Source organism: Mesorhizobium sp. ESP-6-4, from assembly GCF_020164735.1.
GTDB lineage: Bacteria > Pseudomonadota > Alphaproteobacteria > Rhizobiales > Rhizobiaceae > Mesorhizobium.
This window is the reverse complement of record NZ_JAIUGS010000002.1, coordinates 390,619-409,165: the sequence shown is the minus strand read 5'-3', so window position 1 is coordinate 409,165 and position 18,547 is coordinate 390,619. Positions and strand designations below refer to the sequence as shown.

At 64.9% G+C, this 18,547-nt stretch carries 19 protein-coding genes; 7 read left to right on the top strand and 12 right to left on the bottom strand.

Going from position 1 to position 18,547, the window contains the following annotated elements; translation table 11 throughout:
- Positions 1 to 281: 281 nt before the first annotated feature.
- Entirely contained in the window at positions 282 to 1,010 is a 729-nt protein-coding gene (locus tag LB523_RS05660; protein ID WP_224601399.1) for an SDR family oxidoreductase, read from the top strand.
- Here LB523_RS05660 and LB523_RS05655 read toward each other — a convergent pair.
- Together LB523_RS05655 and LB523_RS05650 are read right to left on the bottom strand one after the other, a co-directional pair.
- On the bottom strand, positions 961 to 1,911 hold the full coding sequence (locus tag LB523_RS05655; RefSeq protein ID WP_224601397.1) for a LysR family transcriptional regulator: 951 nt from the start codon (positions 1,909 to 1,911) through the stop codon (positions 961 to 963). The genes LB523_RS05660 and LB523_RS05655 overlap by 50 nt on opposite strands.
- 13 nt (positions 1,912 to 1,924) lie before the next feature.
- Entirely contained in the window at positions 1,925 to 2,827 is a 903-nt protein-coding gene (locus LB523_RS05650) for a S1C family serine protease (RefSeq protein ID WP_095768364.1), read from the bottom strand.
- Between the two features lie 203 nt (positions 2,828 to 3,030).
- Between LB523_RS05650 and yghU the strand changes: the two genes are divergently transcribed.
- Positions 3,031 to 3,900, top strand: a complete 870-nt coding sequence (yghU, locus tag LB523_RS05645; RefSeq protein ID WP_224601395.1) for a glutathione-dependent disulfide-bond oxidoreductase — start codon at positions 3,031 to 3,033, stop codon at positions 3,898 to 3,900.
- Positions 3,901 to 3,936: 36 nt separating this feature from the next.
- On the opposite strand, the gene LB523_RS05640 is transcribed toward yghU, so the two are convergent.
- Both LB523_RS05640 and LB523_RS05635 read right to left on the bottom strand, forming a co-directional pair.
- The gene (locus LB523_RS05640) at positions 3,937 to 4,482 is read right to left on the bottom strand and encodes a YbhB/YbcL family Raf kinase inhibitor-like protein (RefSeq protein ID WP_224601393.1); all 546 of its coding nucleotides are present in this window, start codon (positions 4,480 to 4,482) and stop codon (positions 3,937 to 3,939) included.
- Positions 4,483 to 4,774: 292 nt separating this feature from the next.
- On the bottom strand, positions 4,775 to 5,944 hold the full coding sequence (locus tag LB523_RS05635) for a PLP-dependent aminotransferase family protein (protein WP_224601793.1): 1,170 nt from the start codon (positions 5,942 to 5,944) through the stop codon (positions 4,775 to 4,777).
- A gap of 275 nt (positions 5,945 to 6,219) precedes the next feature.
- Here LB523_RS05635 and LB523_RS05630 point away from each other — a divergent pair, with 275 nt between their 5' ends.
- Positions 6,220 to 6,960, top strand: coding sequence for a sulfotransferase family protein (locus tag LB523_RS05630; RefSeq protein WP_224601391.1), 741 nt, complete (start codon positions 6,220 to 6,222; stop codon positions 6,958 to 6,960).
- Positions 6,961 to 7,016: 56 nt separating this feature from the next.
- On the opposite strand, the gene LB523_RS05625 is transcribed toward LB523_RS05630, so the two are convergent.
- From LB523_RS05625 to LB523_RS05610, 4 genes are all read right to left on the bottom strand, one after another.
- Complete coding sequence (locus tag LB523_RS05625; protein WP_095768360.1) at positions 7,017 to 7,172, bottom strand: DUF1127 domain-containing protein; 156 nt, start codon at positions 7,170 to 7,172, stop codon at positions 7,017 to 7,019.
- Positions 7,173 to 7,476: 304 nt separating this feature from the next.
- The gene (locus LB523_RS05620; protein WP_224601389.1) at positions 7,477 to 8,682 is read right to left on the bottom strand and encodes an amidohydrolase family protein; all 1,206 of its coding nucleotides are present in this window, start codon (positions 8,680 to 8,682) and stop codon (positions 7,477 to 7,479) included.
- Positions 8,683 to 9,004: 322 nt separating this feature from the next.
- A complete protein-coding gene (locus tag LB523_RS05615) occupies positions 9,005 to 9,460 on the bottom strand; it encodes a GFA family protein (protein ID WP_140840625.1) in 456 nt (151 codons plus the stop codon).
- Between the two features lie 180 nt (positions 9,461 to 9,640).
- Positions 9,641 to 10,192, bottom strand: a complete 552-nt coding sequence (locus LB523_RS05610; RefSeq protein WP_095768357.1) for a cysteine hydrolase family protein — start codon at positions 10,190 to 10,192, stop codon at positions 9,641 to 9,643.
- 141 nt (positions 10,193 to 10,333) lie between these two features.
- Between LB523_RS05610 and LB523_RS05605 the strand changes: the two genes are divergently transcribed.
- Positions 10,334 to 10,861, top strand: coding sequence for a hypothetical protein (locus tag LB523_RS05605; protein WP_224544605.1), 528 nt, complete (start codon positions 10,334 to 10,336; stop codon positions 10,859 to 10,861).
- Positions 10,862 to 10,873: 12 nt separating this feature from the next.
- Here LB523_RS05605 and LB523_RS05600 read toward each other — a convergent pair whose 3' ends face one another.
- On the bottom strand, positions 10,874 to 11,782 hold the full coding sequence (locus LB523_RS05600; protein ID WP_224601387.1) for a LysR family transcriptional regulator: 909 nt from the start codon (positions 11,780 to 11,782) through the stop codon (positions 10,874 to 10,876).
- Between the two features lie 97 nt (positions 11,783 to 11,879).
- Between LB523_RS05600 and LB523_RS05595 the strand changes: the two genes are divergently transcribed.
- Positions 11,880 to 13,115: an MFS transporter gene (locus tag LB523_RS05595; RefSeq protein WP_224601385.1), complete on the top strand. Its 1,236-nt coding sequence runs from the start codon at positions 11,880 to 11,882 to the stop codon at positions 13,113 to 13,115.
- A gap of 35 nt (positions 13,116 to 13,150) precedes the next feature.
- Here LB523_RS05595 and LB523_RS05590 read toward each other — a convergent pair whose 3' ends face one another.
- The 3 genes from LB523_RS05590 to LB523_RS05580 all read right to left on the bottom strand — a co-directional run bounded on the left by LB523_RS05590 (position 13,151) and on the right by LB523_RS05580 (position 17,793).
- The gene (locus LB523_RS05590) at positions 13,151 to 15,148 is read right to left on the bottom strand and encodes an amidase (RefSeq protein ID WP_224601383.1); all 1,998 of its coding nucleotides are present in this window, start codon (positions 15,146 to 15,148) and stop codon (positions 13,151 to 13,153) included.
- Positions 15,149 to 15,378: 230 nt separating this feature from the next.
- Positions 15,379 to 16,056 carry a hypothetical protein gene (locus LB523_RS05585; RefSeq protein WP_224601380.1) on the bottom strand — a complete coding sequence of 226 codons (678 nt, stop codon included), beginning with the start codon at positions 16,054 to 16,056 and terminating at the stop codon, positions 15,379 to 15,381.
- A 150-nt stretch (positions 16,057 to 16,206) separates the two neighbouring features.
- The gene (locus tag LB523_RS05580) at positions 16,207 to 17,793 is read right to left on the bottom strand and encodes a WD40 repeat domain-containing protein (RefSeq protein ID WP_224601378.1); all 1,587 of its coding nucleotides are present in this window, start codon (positions 17,791 to 17,793) and stop codon (positions 16,207 to 16,209) included.
- 415 nt (positions 17,794 to 18,208) lie between these two features.
- Between LB523_RS05580 and LB523_RS05575 the strand changes: the two genes are divergently transcribed.
- Both LB523_RS05575 and LB523_RS05570 read left to right on the top strand, forming a co-directional pair.
- Entirely contained in the window at positions 18,209 to 18,307 is a 99-nt protein-coding gene (locus tag LB523_RS05575; RefSeq protein ID WP_140840615.1) for a putative RiPP precursor, read from the top strand.
- Between the two features lie 114 nt (positions 18,308 to 18,421).
- Positions 18,422 to 18,511 (top strand): hypothetical protein, encoded by a 90-nt coding sequence (locus LB523_RS05570; RefSeq protein WP_095768352.1) that lies wholly within the window; start codon positions 18,422 to 18,424, stop codon positions 18,509 to 18,511.
- Positions 18,512 to 18,547: the final 36 nt, after the last annotated feature.

Below are 18,547 nucleotides of genomic sequence, written 5' to 3'. Positions count from 1 at the left end.
GCGCGGCGCCGAAGCTGCTAATCTCCCCTCTCGTGGGGGAGATGGCCGGCAGGCCAGAGGGGGGCGCTGTCCCGCCGAGCGACAATGACGTTCGTTCTATCCGATCGAGATGAAACTGAAAGGTCGCATTCCTTCGCGCCCCCCTCTGCCCTGCCGGGCATCTCCCCCACAAGGGGGGAGATCGGCTGAACCGCCATCGGAGGCTCCGATACCACCATCGGTTTCTTCCGCTTCCGCTTCGCGCCTGGGTCTGCCAAACCTCCTCCATGCAAAGGAAAGGCATGGACATGGAGAAGCAAAAAATCCTGGTCGTCGGCGGCAGCTCGGGCATGGGGCTGGCGCTCGCCAGGCGATGCCTCGATGAAGGCGCGCACGTCATCATCGCCGGGCGAGGCGAAGCGAAGCTGGACGCGGCGCGGGAAGAACTCGGCCAGCCGGGCACGCTCGAAACAGCCGTGGTCGATATCAGCCGCGAGGATGAGGTCGCCGCATTGTTTCAGCGCATCGGCAGGCTCGACCACATCGTCAGCACGGCGGCCGACATCGAGGGCGCCTACCGGCTGTTGCCCGAGATCGAGCTTTCAGCCGCGCAGAAGGTGGTGGAAAGCAAGTTCTACGGGCCGCTTTTGCTCGCCAAGCACGGCGCGCCGAAGCTGCCGTCAGCCGGCTCGCTCACCTTCGTCTCGGGCATTGCCGCCCACCGGCCGACAGCGCGCGGCGCGGTCGTCGCCGCCGTCAACGCCGCCTTGGAAGGGCTGGTGCGGGCCTTGGCCGTCGAACTGGCGCCGATCCGGGTCAACGCCGTTTCGCCCGGCTGGGTCGACACGCCGATCTGGGAGTTCGTCGCCGGCGACAAAAAGGACGACACGCTTGCGGCGATGGCGAAACGACTGCCGGTAGGTCGGGTCGGAAAGCCGGAGGACATCGCCGACGCAATCCGCTTCCTGATCGGCAATGGCTTTACGACGGGAGAGACGCTGCATGTCGAGGGCGGGCACCGCCTGGCGTGACCAAGGCGAACCCCTCCTCTACGGCGGTGAGCAGTGCCTTAAGCGCCGGCGGCTGGACGCGCCGGCGGCGCCAGATCATCACCACGTCCGCCGAGCGGACCGGCCCAGGCCAGGCAAGCTCGGACACCTCGCCGCGATCGATCGCGGCGGCGACCGCGATCCGCGGAACGAGACCGAAGCCGGCGCCGGCCGCCACCAGCCCGGCAATGGCGTCGATGCTGCCAGCTTCGGCGGCGAGGTTGGGATTGCCGAGGCCTGCTTCGGCGAATGCCTTGTCGACCATGGCGCGGTAGACGCAGCCTGTCTCGGTGGCGACGAAATGCTTCTCGGCCAGCGTCGCCAGATCGACATCCGCCCGGTTGTCGCCGGGCGGCGCTATCAGGGCCAGCGGCTCGACCGCCATGACGCGCCTGGCAAGGCGACGGTCCGTCTCACGGGCTTCGATCTCAATAGCCCGCTCGAAGCAGAAAGCGACGTCGATCTCGCCGTCGCCCAGCCTGCGCAGCAACTCGCCGCTTCCGGCTATCTTCAGCTTGATGTCGATGTCCGGATGACCGGCGCGGAAGCCGGCAAGCCAGCCGGCAAGCCTTGCCGAGGCGATGGTCTCCAGCGCGCCGATCGACACTGTGCCGGCCGTCCCGGCCCTCGTGGCATCGATGGCGGCCCGCGCGTCGCCGGCGAGCGCCAGCAGTTCCTCGGCATAAGGTTTCAGCGCCTCGCCGGCCGGCGTCAGGGTGAGCCCCTGCCGCGAGCGGGTGAAGAGACTGGCGCCAAGCTCGGTCTCCAGCGCCTGGATCTGGTCGCTGACGCTCGACTGGGCGAGATGGATCTCCTGCGCCGCGCGTGTGACGTTGCGGGTACGCGCGACCGCGAGAAAGGTCTTCAGCAACCTGGGATGCACCGGCGATCCGAGCCTACTGCAGCTGCGGCTTCTTCAGGAAGGAATTGCGGTCCGCGGATTTGACGCGCAGCCATGTCTCGCGGCCGTCGCGCACGACGCGTAGCGGAATTTCCGCACCGGCCGGGTTCTGCCAGAGTTTTCTGTAGAAATCGGCCAGACCGTCGACTTCGCCGTCGCGCACATCGGAGATGATGTCGCCCTGGCGCAAGCCCGCCTGTGCGGCCGGGCCGCCTTCGGCGACGCTCATCACCACCACCATGCCGTTCGACTCGGCCGAGAAGGCGCCGAGCCACGGACGCGGCGCCTTTGCCGCCTGGCCGCGCTTGATCAGATCGTCGAGGATCGGCGTCAGAAGATCGATAGGCACGACCATGTTGATGTCGGCTACCTCGCCGGCGCGGCTCATCTGCAGGCGCAGCGAGCCGACGCCCAGCAACTTGCCGGCGCGGTCGAACAGCGCGGCGCCGCCCCAGGACGGATGCGCGGGCGCCGTGAAGATCGCCTCGTCGATCAGATACTCCCAATAGCCGGCGAATTCCTGCTTGGTCACGATGTGGGCATCGACCTGCTGGCCGATTCCGTCGGCGAGCGTCACGGCATCGCCGATCTTGGCTTTCCTGGCATTGCCGAGCTGGACCGCCGGCAGGCCGAGCGGCGATAGCGCCTGCACGAGGCCGAAGCCGGTCTCCTGGTCGTAAGCCAGCGCATGCGCGGCCACCACACGGCCATCCTGGTCGGTCAGCCACACTTCCTCGGCCTCGGTAATCAGATAGCCGATGGTGAGCACCAATCCATTGTCGCGGATCACCACGCCGCTGCCCTCGCGGCGCGTGCCCAGCGCATTGGCGGTGAAGGCGTCGTCCGGAACCGTGGCGCGCACGGCAACAACGGAGCGCGAAATTTTCTCGATGGTCATCGATCCATCCTGCGTTGCGGGTCTCTGCCTATAAGTATGGCCGAAGGAGCGCCGTGCAAGGGCGGATTTCCCCTCGCCCAAGCTGGCATAAGCGCTAGTTCAACGAAGATTGAACTTTTTTCTTTGACGCGCGCGGAACCGCACCTAAGTCTATCGGCATCCGTGGCAGATGCCCGCCCTTCACGAAACACAAGGCCTTCAACATGAACCAATATGTCCCGCCGAAAGTCTGGACCTGGAACAAGCCGAATGGCGGTGAGTTCGCCTCGATAAACCGGCCGATCGCGGGCCCCACGCATGACAAGAAACTGCCGGTCGGCAAGCATCCGCTGCAGCTCTACTCGCTGGCCACGCCCAATGGCCAGAAAGTGACGATCATGCTGGAGGAGCTTCTGGCGCTCGGGCACAAGGGTGCGGAATACGATGCCTGGCTGATCAAGATCGGCGACGGCGACCAGTTCGGCTCGGGCTTCGTCGAGGTCAATCCGAATTCGAAGATCCCGGCGCTGATGGACCACAGCGAGCCGAAGCCGGTGCGCGTGTTCGAATCCGGCTCGATCCTGACCTATCTCGCCGAAAAGTTCGGCGCATTCCTGCCGACCGAACGCGCGGCGCGCGCGGAAACCTTCTCATGGCTGTTCTGGCAGATGGGCTCGGCGCCTTATCTCGGCGGCGGCTTCGGCCATTTCTATGCCTATGCGCCCGAAAAGATCGAATACGCCATCGACCGCTTCGCCATGGAGACCAAGCGGCAGATGGATGTGCTCGACCGCCGGCTGGCGGAGAGCGAATATCTCGCGGGCCCCGACTACACGATCGCCGACATTGCGGTCTGGCCCTGGTATGGTGGGCTCGCCAAGGGCCGCAGCTACACCAACTCCGCCGAGTTCCTCTCGGTGCACGAATACAAGAATGTGCAGCGCTGGGCCGACGCGATCGACGCGCGGCCTGCGGTGAAGCGCGGCCGCATGGTCAACCGCATGTCCGGCGATCCGGCCTTCCAGCTGCGCGAGCGCCACGACGCCGGCGACTTCGAGACGAAGACGCAGGATAAGCTGCAAGCGGCGGAGTAATGTAATCTCGCCCTCGTGCGGGAGATTGGCCGCCCGTTACCTCCCATATGTGTATGTCACGGTCGCCTGGCCGAGCGCAGAGCTCTTGGCGGCGACCGAGATCATCTCCGGCAAGGGGTTGGCCGGTATGCGCAATGTCTTTTCACTCAGCGCATAGAGCGTGAAGACATAGTGATGGTCGCCGCTGCCGGGCGGCGGGCACGGACCGAAATAGCCGGCGCGACCGACGCCGCCTTTGCCCTGCACGGAGCCCTTGGGCATGCGCTTGCCGCCCTGCGCGCCGGCGCCTTCGCGCAGACCCTTGGCGCTCGCCGGAATGTTCCAGGCCAACCAGTGCCAGAAGCCCTTGCCGCCATTGGCATCGGTGTCGAACATGGTGAGCGCGTAGCTTTTCGTTCCGGCCGGCGGATCCTTCCAGGCAAGCGCTATCGAGACGTTCTGTCCGCCGCAGCCGGGCTTGTCGCCGAGATATTTCGCATCCCATTTGCCGTTCGACACGGAGGGGCTGGAGATCTCGAAGGCGGACGCCTGGGTGGCGAAGGCGACAAGGGCAAGCATGGTGAAGCCGAGGCGCAAGGTCATCTGATCCTCCCTGAATGACGCAGCGTAGCCGAAAAGCGGCCCGAAAAAGGGCAAGCTAGCGCAGCCGGCTGCCTGAGCAACAAAAAAGCCCCGCCGGTGAAGGCCGTCGGGGCTCTTTCGTTCGGACCATGGAGGTGGGACCCCACGATCGGGTCGATCCAGGGGGTGTTGGATCGGCCGCGACACTAGCCGAGGAATCGGCCGTGCGGACAATCACGCCTGCGCACTACCAATCACGCCTGCGCGAGTGGACGGTGATAGCGGCTGCTGATCTCCCCTCTTGAGGGGGAGATTAACCCCGCAGCAGCTTTGCCAGTCTCGGCACGCCTTCGTTCACCGCGCGATCGTCGGCAAGCGTGAACGACATGCGCAGCGTGTTGCGGCCGGTGCCGTCGGCGTAGAAGGCGTTGCCCGGCACGAAGGCGACGCGCGCCTCCTTGACCGAACGCGCGAGGAGCTCGGTGGCGTCCGTGCCTTCCGGCAGCGTCAGCCAGACGAACATGCCGCCGTCCGGGCGGCTCCAGGAAATGCCGTCGGGCATATTGGCTTCGAGCGCGGAAAGCAGCGCATCGCGGCGCTTGCGGTAGGCACCGATCAGCTTGTCCACCTGGGCGTCGAAGATGGTTTCGGCGACGCGGTGCATGACCATCTGGTTGATCGACGGGCTGTGCAGGTCGGAGGCCTGCTTCATCAGGACCAGCTTTTCCACCACATGGCGCGGCGCGCAGACCCAGCCGACGCGCATACCGGGCGACAGTATCTTCGAGAAGGAGCCGCAATAGAGCGTGCGCGCATGATCGATGCCGCCGGTGCGGGCGCAGTCGAGCGCCAGGATCGGCGGCTCGCCCTCCCCGTCGTAACGCAGCGCGCGATAGGCGGCATCCTCGATGACGGCGATGTCGAGCTCGCCGGCGAGGTCGAGCACCGTCTCGCGCTGCTTGGTATCCAGCGTATTGCCGGTCGGATTGGCGAAATCCGGCACCAGATAGGCGAACTTCACCTTGCCGCCATTCGCCGCCGCTGCCGCGCGATAAGCCTCGGGCGTCATGTTGCCGCCGGCGGTGTTCAGCCGGTCGTAGCGCGGCTCATAGGCGTTGAAGGCCTGCAGCGCGCCGAGATAGGTCGGCCATGTCACCAGCGCAGTGTCGCCGGGGGACAAAAAGAGCTTGCCGAGATAGTCGAGCGCCTGCTGCGAGCCGGAGGTGATGAAGATGTTGCCCTCGTCGCATTGAACGCCAAGCTTGCCCATATAGGCGGCCAGCCATTTGCGCAGCGGCAGGAAACCCTCGCTGACCTGGTACTGCAGCGCGGCGGCCGCCTCCTTGCCGCCCAGCACGGCCTGGTAGGCATCGCCGATGGCTTCGGCCGGAAACAGCGACGGGTCGGGAATGCCGCCGGCGAAGGAGATGATGTCGGGCTGGTCGAGCAGCTTCAACAGCTCGCGGATTTCCGAAGCCTTCATGCGCGAGGAACGCGAGGCCAGAAGGTTCAACAGGGTCAAGACGCACCTCCCGCAGCGTGCTTCTATTTAGGTCAGCTTAGTTGACCTATTATCAGGCCTGGCCTTTCGCGTGAATACACAAAACGGTCATGGCTCATCGTCCAGGCAACATTTGGCCCACAGATTTTCGCAAATGCTAATGAAAAGCCATTGCACGCTCGGCAAGGCCAGCGCACGATTATGACCAGAAACTGGAAGTTGATAGAAAATCAATCCGGAACAAATGGGGAACGCGTATGACGCTCGAGGTCATCGGGGCCGGCTTTGGCCGCACCGGCACGTGGTCGACTTTCGCCGCGCTGAACAGGCTCGGCTTTCCGAGCTACCACATGCAGGAAGTCATCATCAACAAGGCCAACAAGGGCCATCTCGACTTCTGGCGCAAGGTGGCGAACAGCCCGCCCGGCGCGCAGCATGACTGGAACCGGGTCTTCGCCAATTATCGGGCGACCGTCGACAATCCGGGCTGCTGCGTGTGGCGCGAGCTGATGGCCGCCTATCCGGAAGCCAAGGTGCTTCTGACCCTGCATCCGCGCGGAGCCGAGGCCTGGTACGACAGCACCATCGACACGATCTACTTCACCGAGAATGTCTGGCAGTTCAGGGTGCTGGAATGGCTGACGCCGTTCGGCCGCAAGTTCGGCGACATGTCGCGCAAGCTGGTCTGGGGCCGGACGCTGAAGGGCGTGATGAACGACCGCGACAAAGCGGTGGCGCGTTATAACGCCTATGTCGACGAGGTGAAGGCGGCGGTGCCGCCTGAGAAGCTGCTTGTCTTCAAGGTCAGCGACGGCTGGGCGCCGCTCTGCGATTTCCTTGGCGTCGCGATGCCCAACGAACCCTTCCCTAATCTCAATGACCGCGCCAGCATCAAGAAGATCATCAACGAGATGATCGTGGGATCTTATCTGATGCTTGCCGGCGTGGCGGTCCTGATCGCGCTGGCCATCGGCGCCCTGTGGTGGTGGCTGGCGTAGCGGCCACCCGGATCGGCCTGCCAGGCCGCGGCGCTCCGGCTCCGGCGGCCGCGTGATTAGAACGGCAAACGGATTTCGTCAGGCTCGGTCCTGTCAGGCCAGCCGATGTCCTTCTGAATCTCCGTCGGCAGCTCGTTAAGCTCGCGCGCCGTGCGGCGGCGCTTGCTGGCCTGCGCGAAGGCGGCGCGGATTCGGTTGAGACTTTTGAACATGAAAAACCTCCTAAATCAGCGGCGGAAAACTGGTGCCGCCTCTTCCCGGCGTCGCTTTTGCGATGCGTCTGTAACCGGTGGATTGCGCGCGAACGGTGAAATGCTTCACGAAGCCGGAACGGCTTGAAACATATGCATGCAAATTAGTTTGCAGGATCAGCCACGCGGTCTGCATGAAAACCAGGAGCTTGCATGACCTGCATGTCAGACGCTTGGGCTGGTCGCCTTGATGGGTTGATTCACGTCTCCGAGAGGGAGGCGATAGCGCGAGTTGTAGCTCGGCAACAAATTAACGGCTTCTAATTCACCTGGTTTTCGGCCCCACTTTCCCGCCTCGCGCCACTTCCCTGCCCGCGCGATAGACGGTGCGATCCTTTGGCACCGCCACCACCGCTTCCGGGACATGCTCGGCCTTCAGCGCAACGAAATCCGCCTTGGCGCCGACAGCGATGCCGTAGCCTTCGAGTCCCAGCGCCTTGGCGCCGGCGTGGCTGACCACGTCGTAGGCGGCCTCCAGCTCGCAATCTTCGTAGAAGCCGGAGCGGTAGCCGATCATGTTGGCGCGGTTCAGCATGTCGCCATCGCCATAGGGCCACCATGAATCGCGGATGTTGTCGGAACCGGCGAAGACGGTGACGCCCGCCTTGCGCAGCGCCGCCACCGGCGGGAATGGATGATCGCCGGGCGCGTTGGTCATGATGGCGACGCCGGCGCCGGCGATCCGCTCGCCAGCCTTGGCCAATGCATCGGCGGAGATGTCGCCCAGCCCGTAGGCGTGGCTGACGACAACCTTTCCCTGCATGCCCATTGTCGCGGTCCGGGCGGCGATCTCCTCGATCTCGAACAGGCCGAGTGTGCCGCGGTCATGCAGGTGGATGTCGATACCGGCGCCGCGTTTTTCGGCAAGACCGAACACCACATCGAGATGGCCCTTCACGTCGCGATCGAAGCTTGCCGGGTCGAGTCCGCCGATCAGGTCACAGCCGAGCTTGAGCGCCTCGTCGAGCAACTCCGCGGTGCCTGGCGAGGACAGAATGCCGCTCTGCGGGAAGGCGACGAGCTGGATGTCGACGAGGTGGCGGTATTTCTCCCGCACCGCAAGGATCGCCTCCACATGCTTCAACCCGACCGCGGCGTCGACCATGACATGGCTGCGCATGGCGAGGCTGCCATTGCCGACGCAGAGCTCGAGCTGGTTTCTCGCCCGCTCCGCCATGGGTGCTGCCTGCTCGAGGTTGCGCATCTGGAAGGCAACCCGCTCGCGCACGTCGAAGCCGTTGGTGCAGGGAATGTGCGGGCGCCAGACATCGTCGTAGAAGGAGGTGTCGAGATGGATGTGGCCCTCGACGAAAGCCGGCAGGACGAGCTGGCCGGCGAGGTCGATAGCGCCGGACGGCGGCATCGTCGCATTGGCTGCAAGCGCGATGGCGCTGAAGCGGCCACCGGCAACGGTGAGGTCACGGAGCGAGCCATCGGCAAGCCTGGCGTTGAGAAAATGAGTCTGATCCACGATGCAATCCGTTGACAAGGAAGGCGTCAGTCGTCGCCGGTCGAACGGACGAGGTCAATGCGGCAAGGGATAGAAAGTGTTTCGCCTTGCCTTCTCTCCTTATGGAAGAAGGCAAGTTCAACGGCTGCCATATACCGTTTTCGCGGAAGTTTCAGCGGGCGGCAAATGTGCCATGGTGAAGCCTGCGGTATGAGGCCGCCGTGGTCGACGCGGACGCCCAAGCACATCCCCAACAATGCGCCCCCAACGGCCGTGTCGACCATGACCGGAAACGCCAACGGCGACCGCGCCTTGGGTCGCCTTTTCGACCGGCCGCTTTTACTCAGCCTTGGGTGCCGGCGTATTCGGCGACCAGCGGCTCATATTCCTCGAAGGCAGGCAACGTCGCGTAGCTGTGCACGGCCGCCGTCGCCACCCAGGGCAATTTCTCAGACGTCCAGGTCTCGATGAAGGGCGCAAACCAAGTATGGTCGTCGAGCATGGTCGGGCGCAGATTGACGAACCAGTCGATCCCTTCCGGCCGCGTGAACATCCAGGTCATGCAGTAGCCGCAGAAATAATGTTTCGAGGCGCCATGCAGGCCGCCGACCACCGGTTCGCCCTTCGTCACCTCGAAACCTTCCGAGGGGATCGCCGCGCTCAGCGAATAGGCGCTGGACGACATCGACTGGCAACCCGTGCAATGGCAGGCCATGGTGAGCAGCGGCTTTGCCGAGATTTTCAGGCGCACGCGGCCGCAGCGGCAGCCTCCTTCGGCGGGAAGAGAAAGACTTGGCAAGATGGGCTCCTGAGGTTGGGGGTCTCCCTTATCCCCCTGTGGGAGAAGGTGGATCGGCGCGTAGCGACAAGACGGATGAGGGTGTTCCAGCGGAGTGAGACGCTGGCATTCCCTGGAACACCCCTCATCCAGCCGCTTCGCGGCCACCTTCTCCCACAAGGGGAGAAGGGGAAGGCGCGCTCAGCCTTCGATCAACTCCGCCGTCGTCGCCATCCGCACGCCCTGCCCCGCGAAAGCCTTGTTGTGGCGGGCAATGATGTCGGGCGCGTTTTCCTCCAAAGAATCCAGCGTCGAATGCGCGTCCGAAACCACGGTGACGCCAAATCCCTCGGCAAAGGCACCCTTCACGGTGGCGGCGACGCAGAAATCAGTCTGGGCGCCGAGGAGCACGACGTCCTTCGCGCCGTGTCCCGCCACCCATTCAACGAGTTCGGGATTCGAGAATGCGTTGCCGACGGTCTTGCCGAAGGTCGGTTCGTCGGCGGCCTGACCGAGCAGCGGCCATACCGGCCAACCGGAAGCGCCCGGCGCCAGCGGATCGCCTTCCGGTCCGTCATGGCGGATGAACGCCACTTTGCGGCCGGAACGCCGTGCCCAGTCGATCAGCCGACGGGCACGCTCGGCGATCGTGTCGGCGTCATGGATCGGCGGATCGAACCGACCGTCGAACATGCCGGTCTGCAGGTCGATGACGATCAGCGGCGCGGCGGCGGAGGGGGCTGTGTCTGGCATGGCGCGAAGATAGCGTGGGTGGGGGGCGGGTCAAGGACGAGGCAGGAGCCAACAAGCAGCAACTCGCGCAAACCATCTACAATTTTGAGTTGCATTCAGGATTAATCACAACTAAGATGATCGAGAGATCGGGGGATGACAATGGATGAACAATACACCGTATTCCTGATCGGAGGAGGCACGGGAGGTGACGAGCAGGCGGTGTTCACGCCGCACGATGCGGGGACCCGATGCAGGCTCACCTGCAGCTATCGCAATAAAGTCATCGCTGCTGAAGAAGACGACTATTTCGAAGCCCTATGCCAAATCCGCAATCAGCTCGAAGTGGAAGGACTACTACCCTTTTGTTATGGCGCGAGCGCCAATGTTTTCCCTGAAGGCACCGTGACAGAGATGAGTCGAGGATTGGTGGTCTGCAAAGTGAAAACGGGCGAGCGTCCCAAGAAGAGCGACTTAGTCAATATATTTGACGATGGCTATGACGTGATGCCCGTGTTCGTCTCGATGCAGCAGAAGTTTTGGGATTCGTGGCTCGCCTCTCTGCCCCGATCACAAGACCCGGAGATAGCGAACTCGACGGACGGTGCAACCCACTCCCTCTGGCAGTCTCTAACACTTCGCTTTGCCAAGATGTTGAAATCGCTTTTTCCACTGTCAGGGGGAAGATAAGGCACCTGGCTTCTACGACATCAGCGGCATCGGCCCCTTCAGCGCCTCCGCCAGCGCGTCGCGGAACACCGCGATCGGACGCGCCAGCCTGCCGGCCGGCGGGCGGTGGAGCAGCCAACAGCGCACCTGCGGCTTGAAGCCTGGGCAGTCGACCACCTCGACCGCGTCGCGCCATTGGCTGCCCGACAGCGCGCCCGGCGTGACGACGCCGATGCCGTGGCCGCGCGCCACCAGCGACATTCTCAGATCCGCGCCCTGCGCCTCCACGCCGACATGGAACGGCAGCCGCGCCGCCTCGAAGCGATGGCGGATGAACGCGCGGAAACCGCAGCCGGTTTCGTTGAGCACCCAGGGATAGCGCGCGAGATCGTTGAGCTCGGCCGGCTTCGGCACGCCGAGGCCTGGCGAAGCCACCAGCAGCACCGCCTGCACGCCGAGATCGTCGCCGACGAGCTCCGGCGGCGGCGCGACGCCCTCGGCCAGACAGACGGCGACCGCGTCGATCTCGCTGTGCAGCACCTGCTCCACCAGGCGCGGCGACAGGCTGGAGGTGATATTCAGCGTCAATTGCGGGAAGGCCGCGCGAAGACTGTCGAGCGGCTCGGACAGCGCGCTGGTCGACAGATAAGGCATGATGCCGAGGCGGAACTCGCCCCTCACCTCGCCGGCCGGCGAGACGCCCGCCTTCAGATCCTCCAGCGAGCGCAGCAGCCGACGGCCATGCTCATAGGCCTCGCGACCCGATGCGGTGGGTTTGAGCGGCTTCGACTGGCGGTCGAGCAAAGGCGTCGCCAGCCGCTCCTCGAGATTCTGCACCCGGCGCGTCACGCCGGGCTGGGTGAGATTGAGCCTGGCAGAGGCGCCGACGATGGAGCCGGTTTCGACGACGGCGACGAAGGCTTCAAGGTCATGGATGTTCATGCGTATCTCGCATAATCATTATCAAATAATTTCAATTGTAGCATTATGATCAGCGCGAATAAAGTCCTCGCGAGATATGCAAACAGCGAGGCTACCCATGAACGGAACAGACAACGCCCGGATCGCGACGGCCGAGTTCGCCGATCCGTCGCCGCATGCCGGCGGCGGCACGATCACGCGATCCCAGACGCTGCTGTTCGCTGCTTCGGTCGGCATCATCGTCACCAATCTGTTCGCGCCGCAGACGCTGGTCGGGCTGATCGGACCGTCGCTGGGCGCGGCGGCATCGGAAAGCGGCCTAGTGTCGATGGCCACCCTGCTCGGCTATGCGGCCGGACTGTTCTTTCTGGTGCCGCTGTCTGACCTGGTCGAGAACCGTGTGCTGGTGCTGCGCATGCTGTGCGCGGCCGCGCTGGCGGCGGCGGTCGCTTCATTCGCGCCGTCGGCCGCCTCGCTGCTTGCCGTGCTGTTCGTGCTTGGGGCGGCCTGTTCCTGCATCCAGGTGCTGGTGCCGGTCGCGGCCTCGATGGCGCCGCCGGGACAGGACGGGCGCGTTATCGGTGACGTGATGAGCGGGCTGATGATCGGCATCCTGCTCTCGCGTCCGATCGCCAGCCTCGTCGCCGACGCCTTCGGTTGGCGCGCCTTCTACGGCATCAGCGCCGCGGCACTTGGGCTGCTCGCCATCCTGCTCGGCCTCGCCTTGCCAAGGCGCAAGCCTCTGGCGCATGCGAGCTATGCGGGGCTCATCGCCTCTCTGGTCGGACTTCTGGGTCAGGAACCGGTGCTGCGGCGTCGTGCCTTCACCGCGAGCCTGGTGATGGCGGCTTTCAGCGTGTTCTGGACGGCGGTGGCGCTACGCCTGTCCGCCTCGCCTTTCGACCTTGGCCAGAAAGGCATTGCGCTGTTCGCATTTGTCGGCGCCGGCGGCGCGGCTGTGACGCCGATCTTCGGCCGCGCCGGCGACCGCGGCTTTACGCGCACCGCCACGATCCTCTGCCATCTCGTGCTGATTGCGGCGCTCGGCCTCGCCGCATGGGCCGGGGCGGCCAAAGCCGGGGCATGGCTGCCGCTCATCCTGATGGGTGTCAGCGCCGTGCTGCTCGATTTCGGCGTCACCGGCGACCAGACGCTGGGCCGCCGTGCGGTTAATCTCCTGCAGCCCAAGGCGCGGGGCCGCATCAACGGGCTGTTCGTCGGCATTTTCTTCATCGGCGGCGCGATCGGCTCGCTGCTTGCCGGCATCGCCTGGACCTGGGGCGGCTGGAACGCGGTGTGCGCGGTTGGAGCGCTGTTCGGGGTGGTGGCGCTGGCGGTGGATTGGACCGAGTAGCTCGATCTTCTCCTCTCCGCTTGTGGGGGAGGAAGCTATCCAATCCCACCCGTCAGCCTATACGCCCCGCTGACGCGCCCATCCGGCGACCTCACAATGGCCGTGACGATGGAACCATAGGCGCCGCGCCAGACGCTGTGGAAGCCTTGATGGGTCGTGGCCGGTACGATCACGCGACCGGTGAATCGGTTAGCGCTGCCTTGCATGGAAACCGGCTCGCCGTTGACGTGGACTTTCACCACCGCCGCGTCGCCGGTCTCCAGCGCGATCGCGATCTCATCGGTGTCGCCGGCGCGGGTCGTCTCAGCCGTGAGCGCCAGCGTGAGCGGGGCATCGCCAACACGACTTGCCGCGCCCCTGGCCTCGAACACATCATCGGCCAGCGGCGGGGTGCGCGGCGGTGCGGTGCGGCGCTTCGTGGCGCGCTCGTAGTCGCCGGCGATCCTCAACAACGCCACGTCGTCATAAGCCTTGCCGGCGAAGGTGAGGCCGACCGGCATGCCGATATCGGCCATAGTGCCCATCGGCACTGTCACGGTCGGGATGCCGAGATGCCGCCAGACCAGATTGCCGTTGGCGACCCAGGTGCCGTTTCGCCAGGCAAGCCGTGCGGAAGCCTCGTCGACGTCGGCATCGGCCGGGCCGACATCGGCGACCGCCGGCAGCACCACGGCGTCGAGCCGGTTGGCATCGAGCCAGTCTTCGAAGTCGGCGCGGCGCGTTGTTTCCAGGCCCTTCAGGCCCGCCTCGATGGTGGGAATGTCCACGAGCGGCGCCACGCCCCGCTTCGCCCGCTCGACATACTGCGCCAGATCGAAATCGGCATCGCCATAGCGATCGCGCAACGTGCCCGGCGGCTGCGGGAAGATCTTTGCGCCGTCGACCGAAGCGAGATCGGGGATGGCCGGATCGGCATTGGCGCGCAGGAAATCGTCCCAGGACCAGATGGACAGGTCCCAGATCTCGCGTTCGGCGAATTCCGGCGGCACAAGGCCGCGGTCGACCATCGACAGCGCGCCCGGCCGGTCGCGTTCGTAGTTGGAGACGACAGGGAAATCGACCTCGCCCACCTCGGCGCCGAGTGATTCAAGGTCGCGCGCCGCCTGCCGCCAGAGCTCAAGTACCGAGGCGCGCGTCTCGATCGGGCGCTCCGCGCCGTCATCCTTGCCGATATACATTTTCGGCACGCCGAGCCGCTTGCCCTTGAGCGCACCCTGCACGGCAAGCGTGGTGTAGCTCGCTGGCCGCAGCGCCGAGGCTTTCGGGTTTTGCACCCAGGGCTGCACGCGCCAGAAATCGCCGCGCGTCTCGGCATCGTCGGCGACGATGACGTCGAGCAGCTCCAGCATGTCGGGAATGGTGCGCGTATGCGGCACCACCACATCCATGGTCGGCACCAAAGGCCAGTTGCCGCGCACCGAGATCACGCCGCGCGAAGGCGTGTAGGCGACCAGCGCGTTGTTGGAGGCAGGCGCGCGCCCGGACGACCACGTTTCTTCGCCGAGCCCGAAGGCGGCGAAACTGGCTGCGGTCGCGGTGCCCGAGCCGTTGGACGAGCCGGAGGCGAAGGCGGCGGTGAGGAAATCCTTGTTATACGGACTTTCGGCGCGACCATAGACGCCGCGCTGCATGCCGCCATTGGCCATCGGCGGCATGTTGGTGAGGCCAACCAGCACCGCGCCGCCCGCGCGTAGCCGGGCGATGGTGAAGGCGTCTTCCGTAGCGACGAGATGCTCGAAGGCCGGCGAGCCGGCGGCAACCGTCAGGCCCGTCGCCTTGTAGCTATCCTTGGCGGTGTAGGGGATGCCGTCGAGCGATCCGAGCGTCTTGCCCTCGCGCCGGCGCCGGTCGGACGCTTCGGCCTCCTCGAACATCTTCGGGTTGAGGATGGGCACGGCGTTGAGCGCGATGCCGTGGCGGTCGTAATGGGCGATGCGCCGCAGATACGCAGCGACAAGCTCGACGCTGGTGACTGTGCCATCTTCCAGCGCGCGGCGCAGATCGGCGATCGAGGCTTCGACGAGGTGGAGCATGATGGGGATCGAATTCCCTTACAGAAGCTGCGTTCCGTCACACCCCCCCTCTGCCCTGCCGGGCATCTACCCCGCAAGGGGGAGATTGGATGTCGCGACGGCTTCGTCAATCGGCGACGCTGCAGAGAGGGTGCCGTCGCAGGAACTGCCAATCTTCCTCCTTGCGGGGAGATGCCCGGCAGGCCAGGGGGGCTGTCCAGCCGGCCTGTCAGGTAATCCAAGGGCGCTATTCATTTTTCCGGACGAATGCCCGCCTCTCGCCCTCGTGCTCTACGCTCAACCCACCAATCATTCTGCCAATCCTCATAGCCGAGAAGCGAGCCCTCCATCCGTTCGAGGGCTTCGTTCCAGCCGGTCTTGGCGGAGACTTTCGATGCCAGCAGATATGCGTCTATTCGCCATTCTTCGCCGGGGAGTACGAAGAAGGCGCGCCGCCATCTTTCGAACTTTGGGAAGCGGGCGCGCTCGGCCTCGGTGAAGGGCGTGTCGATTATGCGGCGCACCAACCGACCCGAACGGACGAACGGGTCGAAGCGGGCCAGCATTTCCGTCAACCACTCCACCGGATAGGCGTCTTGGAACACCGCCAGAGGCTTGCGACCTTCAAGCATCAGCGGCAGCTCGAAATTCGTGTGAACGAGATACGGTGTCTCGCGGATTGGATGCCAGGGCTCGATGCGATTGAGCATCGGATCAAGCTCGCGAGGTGGGATGCATATCGCGCCCAGCCTTTGAATATCTCCCGGGTCCAATTCCCATGAGCCTGAGAGTTGTGTGTTGCCGCAACCCAGAACCGCGCCAAGCTTTTTCAGGTCCAAGACCCGGATTCGAGCCTCAGCGATAGCCGAACCGGTCGCAGGATCGATCTGCTGCAGGACAAAATAAGTGGATTCGGCAGTGTTGCTCATGCGGCGACGATGGCTGCTCGGACAGTCCTTGTACAGGTCTCCTTCTAACAGGCGCCGTTCGTGGCGCCCCATCTGCTCTGCCGGGCATTTTTCCCCACTTGGGCGAGATCGGCTGTCGAGGCCGCTTTTCGCCCACCTCCAACGTCACACTCACTCCGGCGCCCCGGCAAACAGCACCGTGCCATCCCCGCCCGCCGCCGGCCAGTCGCGGATGGCGCCGTCGATGCCGCCGGTCAATAGCGTGCCGTCGGCGGCGAAGGCGACCGCGTACATGGGACCAGTGCCGGGGTCGAATTCGGCGATCTCGGCGCCCGTGTCCACGTTCCAGATCCGCGCGGTTCCGTCGAGCGAGACGGAGCCGAGGCGCTTGCCGTCGGCCGACAAGGCCAGCGCATAGACCGTGCCGGAATGCCCCTCGAAGCGGCGGACCTCCTTGAAGGTGTCGAGGTCCCAAAGCTTTATCGTGTAATCGCCGCTGCCGGTCACCGCGTGGTGGCCATCGGCCAGGAAGACCGCGCCATAGGCGCCTCGCTCGTGGCCGAGCCAGCTGCGCAGTTGCTTGCCCGAAACGATATCCCAGAGTTTCAGCTCACCGTCGATGCTGCCGGTGAGCGCCCTGGTGCCGTCGGGCGAGATGGCGACGGAACTCACCGACCAGTCGTGGCCCGGCAGCACATGCAAGACCGCTTCCTTCCCCAGGTCCCAAACGACGACGGAACCGGTGTCGTGACCGCTAACGGCGAGCTTGCCGTCCAGGCTTATCTTCAGTTGCCTGACGCCGCCGTTCGCCCCTGAGGAGAAGACGTGCAGCACCGTGCCGTCGGACAGCTGGCGCAGCACGATTTCGCCGTCGTCGCCGGCGGTGAGCACGGTCTTGCCATCGGGCATGAAAAGCGCGCTGCGCGCCATGTCCTTGTGCTCACCAAGGTCGCGGATCAGCCGCTTGCCCTCGATATCCCAGAGCTTGATCATGCGGTCGGTGCTGGCGCTCATGATCTGGTGGCCGTCGGCCGACACCGCCAGCCAGACGACGGCGTCGCGGTGGCCTTCCAGCGCGGTCGGCTGGGCCGGAGGCGCCGGTGGAGGCGGCGCCACCGTCTGCGGCGGCGTTGCGGGAGCGAGCGCCGTCTGCTGGGTTGGCTGGACCGGCTCTGCCGGCTGGGCAGGCCGCGGCGGCGCGGACTCGGCCGGTGGAGCGGCTGTCGGCGCCGGCTGAACGGGAGCCGCAACCGGCTCGGGCAACGGGGGCTTTGCAGCCTCTTGCTGTGCGGGTGCGGGCGCGGCTTGCTCGACGCTCGCCTCAGGCGTGTTTGGCTTTGCGCTCGCCTCCGGCTCGGGCCTCGGTTTGGGCGATCGAGGCGCCGGATCTGCCGGCGCGGTGGCGACTTCCTTCGCCGGTTCGGCGCCCGGCGCCCGCCAACCGAACTGGTCGGCGACGATGACGATCAGGGCCAACAGCGGCAAAGCGAGCGCTGCGCGGCGCAGCCGCGGATGGCCGGCCGGCGCGATCCCGGCGTCGCGGCCGAACAAAGGAGCGGGCGGATGCTCGGCGGCCGGCAGCAGCCCGGCGAGGAAAAGCAGCCCGGCAAGGACCGACAGCACGCCGGCCGCGCCGAAGACTTCCAGGCGCGCCGTCGCCGGCGGCCTGCCGCCCAGCGCCGCATAGAGCTTGGCGAAACAGGCAATGCCGACGATCAGCATCGCCAGCGCCAGCAGCCTTTCGGTCGATCTCTTCATCGGTCTCCCCCCATCGCCACTCCGCCGCCTTGCAACCGGCAGCAGGCCGGCCCCGGCATCCTAGCCGAGCTTGCGGCCAAGGCTAAGTGCAAGACGTCACACAGCTTCGCCGGGCGATATCCTTCGCATCCGGTTCCGGCCGGCGCGGTCGCCCACTATTGGGCGGCGGCTCTATCAGTAGAACGCTATCCCGGGAGCAGAACAGCCCGCTGGAGCCGGTGATTGACAGAAATTGCCTATGTGAGATTATCCGCCGGGGATTTCTAGGAGAGCAATCTTATGAAGAAGACTTACGAGAAGCCGGTTTTGATCCGCAAGGGTAAGCTTTCAGCGGTTGTGGCGGGTTCGCTGCCTTCGCCGGTTTGATGAAATCATCGGTGCTTTTGCCGGCACTGATTAACGGGGGAAATTTGGGATGAAAAAGATTTACGAGAAGCCGATTCTCGTCCGCAAGGGCAAGCTTTCGACGGTGGTGGCAAGTCCGTCGCTCGCCATCACCAATGGCGCTACCTGACGATATAATTTCAGTCAGTAGCAGGAATACGCAACGGGGAAGCCTTGCCCGGGCGTTTGCTTGACGGCAGACGCGCGTATGAGATCATGCGGCGGAATTTTCGGGAGAGCGTGGATGAGGAAGACCTATGTGAGGCCGACGCTGGTCAAGAAGGATAGGCTTTCGGCAATCACCGCTAACGGCGCAGCTTCCGTCGTATTCTGAGCCAAAGGCGCCTTGCACAGGCCTTCAGGCGGCGCG

Coding starts and splice junctions, on each gene's coding strand:
- LB523_RS05660 (WP_224601399.1), top strand. CDS start 282: ATGGACATGGAGAAGCAAAAAATCCTGGTCGTCGGCGGCAGCTCGGGC.
- LB523_RS05650 (WP_095768364.1), bottom strand. CDS start 2,827: ATGACCATCGAGAAAATTTCGCGCTCCGTTGTTGCCGTGCGCGCCACG.
- yghU (WP_224601395.1), top strand. CDS start 3,031: ATGAACCAATATGTCCCGCCGAAAGTCTGGACCTGGAACAAGCCGAAT.
- LB523_RS05640 (WP_224601393.1), bottom strand. CDS start 4,482: ATGACCTTGCGCCTCGGCTTCACCATGCTTGCCCTTGTCGCCTTCGCC.
- LB523_RS05635 (WP_224601793.1), bottom strand. CDS start 5,944: ATGAAGGCTTCGGAAATCCGCGAGCTGTTGAAGCTGCTCGACCAGCCC.
- LB523_RS05630 (WP_224601391.1), top strand. CDS start 6,220: ATGACGCTCGAGGTCATCGGGGCCGGCTTTGGCCGCACCGGCACGTGG.
- LB523_RS05625 (WP_095768360.1), bottom strand. CDS start 7,172: ATGTTCAAAAGTCTCAACCGAATCCGCGCCGCCTTCGCGCAGGCCAGC.
- LB523_RS05610 (WP_095768357.1), bottom strand. CDS start 10,192: ATGCCAGACACAGCCCCCTCCGCCGCCGCGCCGCTGATCGTCATCGAC.
- LB523_RS05605 (WP_224544605.1), top strand. CDS start 10,334: ATGGATGAACAATACACCGTATTCCTGATCGGAGGAGGCACGGGAGGT.
- LB523_RS05600 (WP_224601387.1), bottom strand. CDS start 11,782: ATGAACATCCATGACCTTGAAGCCTTCGTCGCCGTCGTCGAAACCGGC.
- LB523_RS05595 (WP_224601385.1), top strand. CDS start 11,880: ATGAACGGAACAGACAACGCCCGGATCGCGACGGCCGAGTTCGCCGAT.
- LB523_RS05590 (WP_224601383.1), bottom strand. CDS start 15,148: ATGCTCCACCTCGTCGAAGCCTCGATCGCCGATCTGCGCCGCGCGCTG.
- LB523_RS05585 (WP_224601380.1), bottom strand. CDS start 16,056: ATGAGCAACACTGCCGAATCCACTTATTTTGTCCTGCAGCAGATCGAT.
- LB523_RS05580 (WP_224601378.1), bottom strand. CDS start 17,793: ATGAAGAGATCGACCGAAAGGCTGCTGGCGCTGGCGATGCTGATCGTC.
- LB523_RS05575 (WP_140840615.1), top strand. CDS start 18,209: ATGAAAAAGATTTACGAGAAGCCGATTCTCGTCCGCAAGGGCAAGCTT.
- LB523_RS05570 (WP_095768352.1), top strand. CDS start 18,422: ATGAGGAAGACCTATGTGAGGCCGACGCTGGTCAAGAAGGATAGGCTT.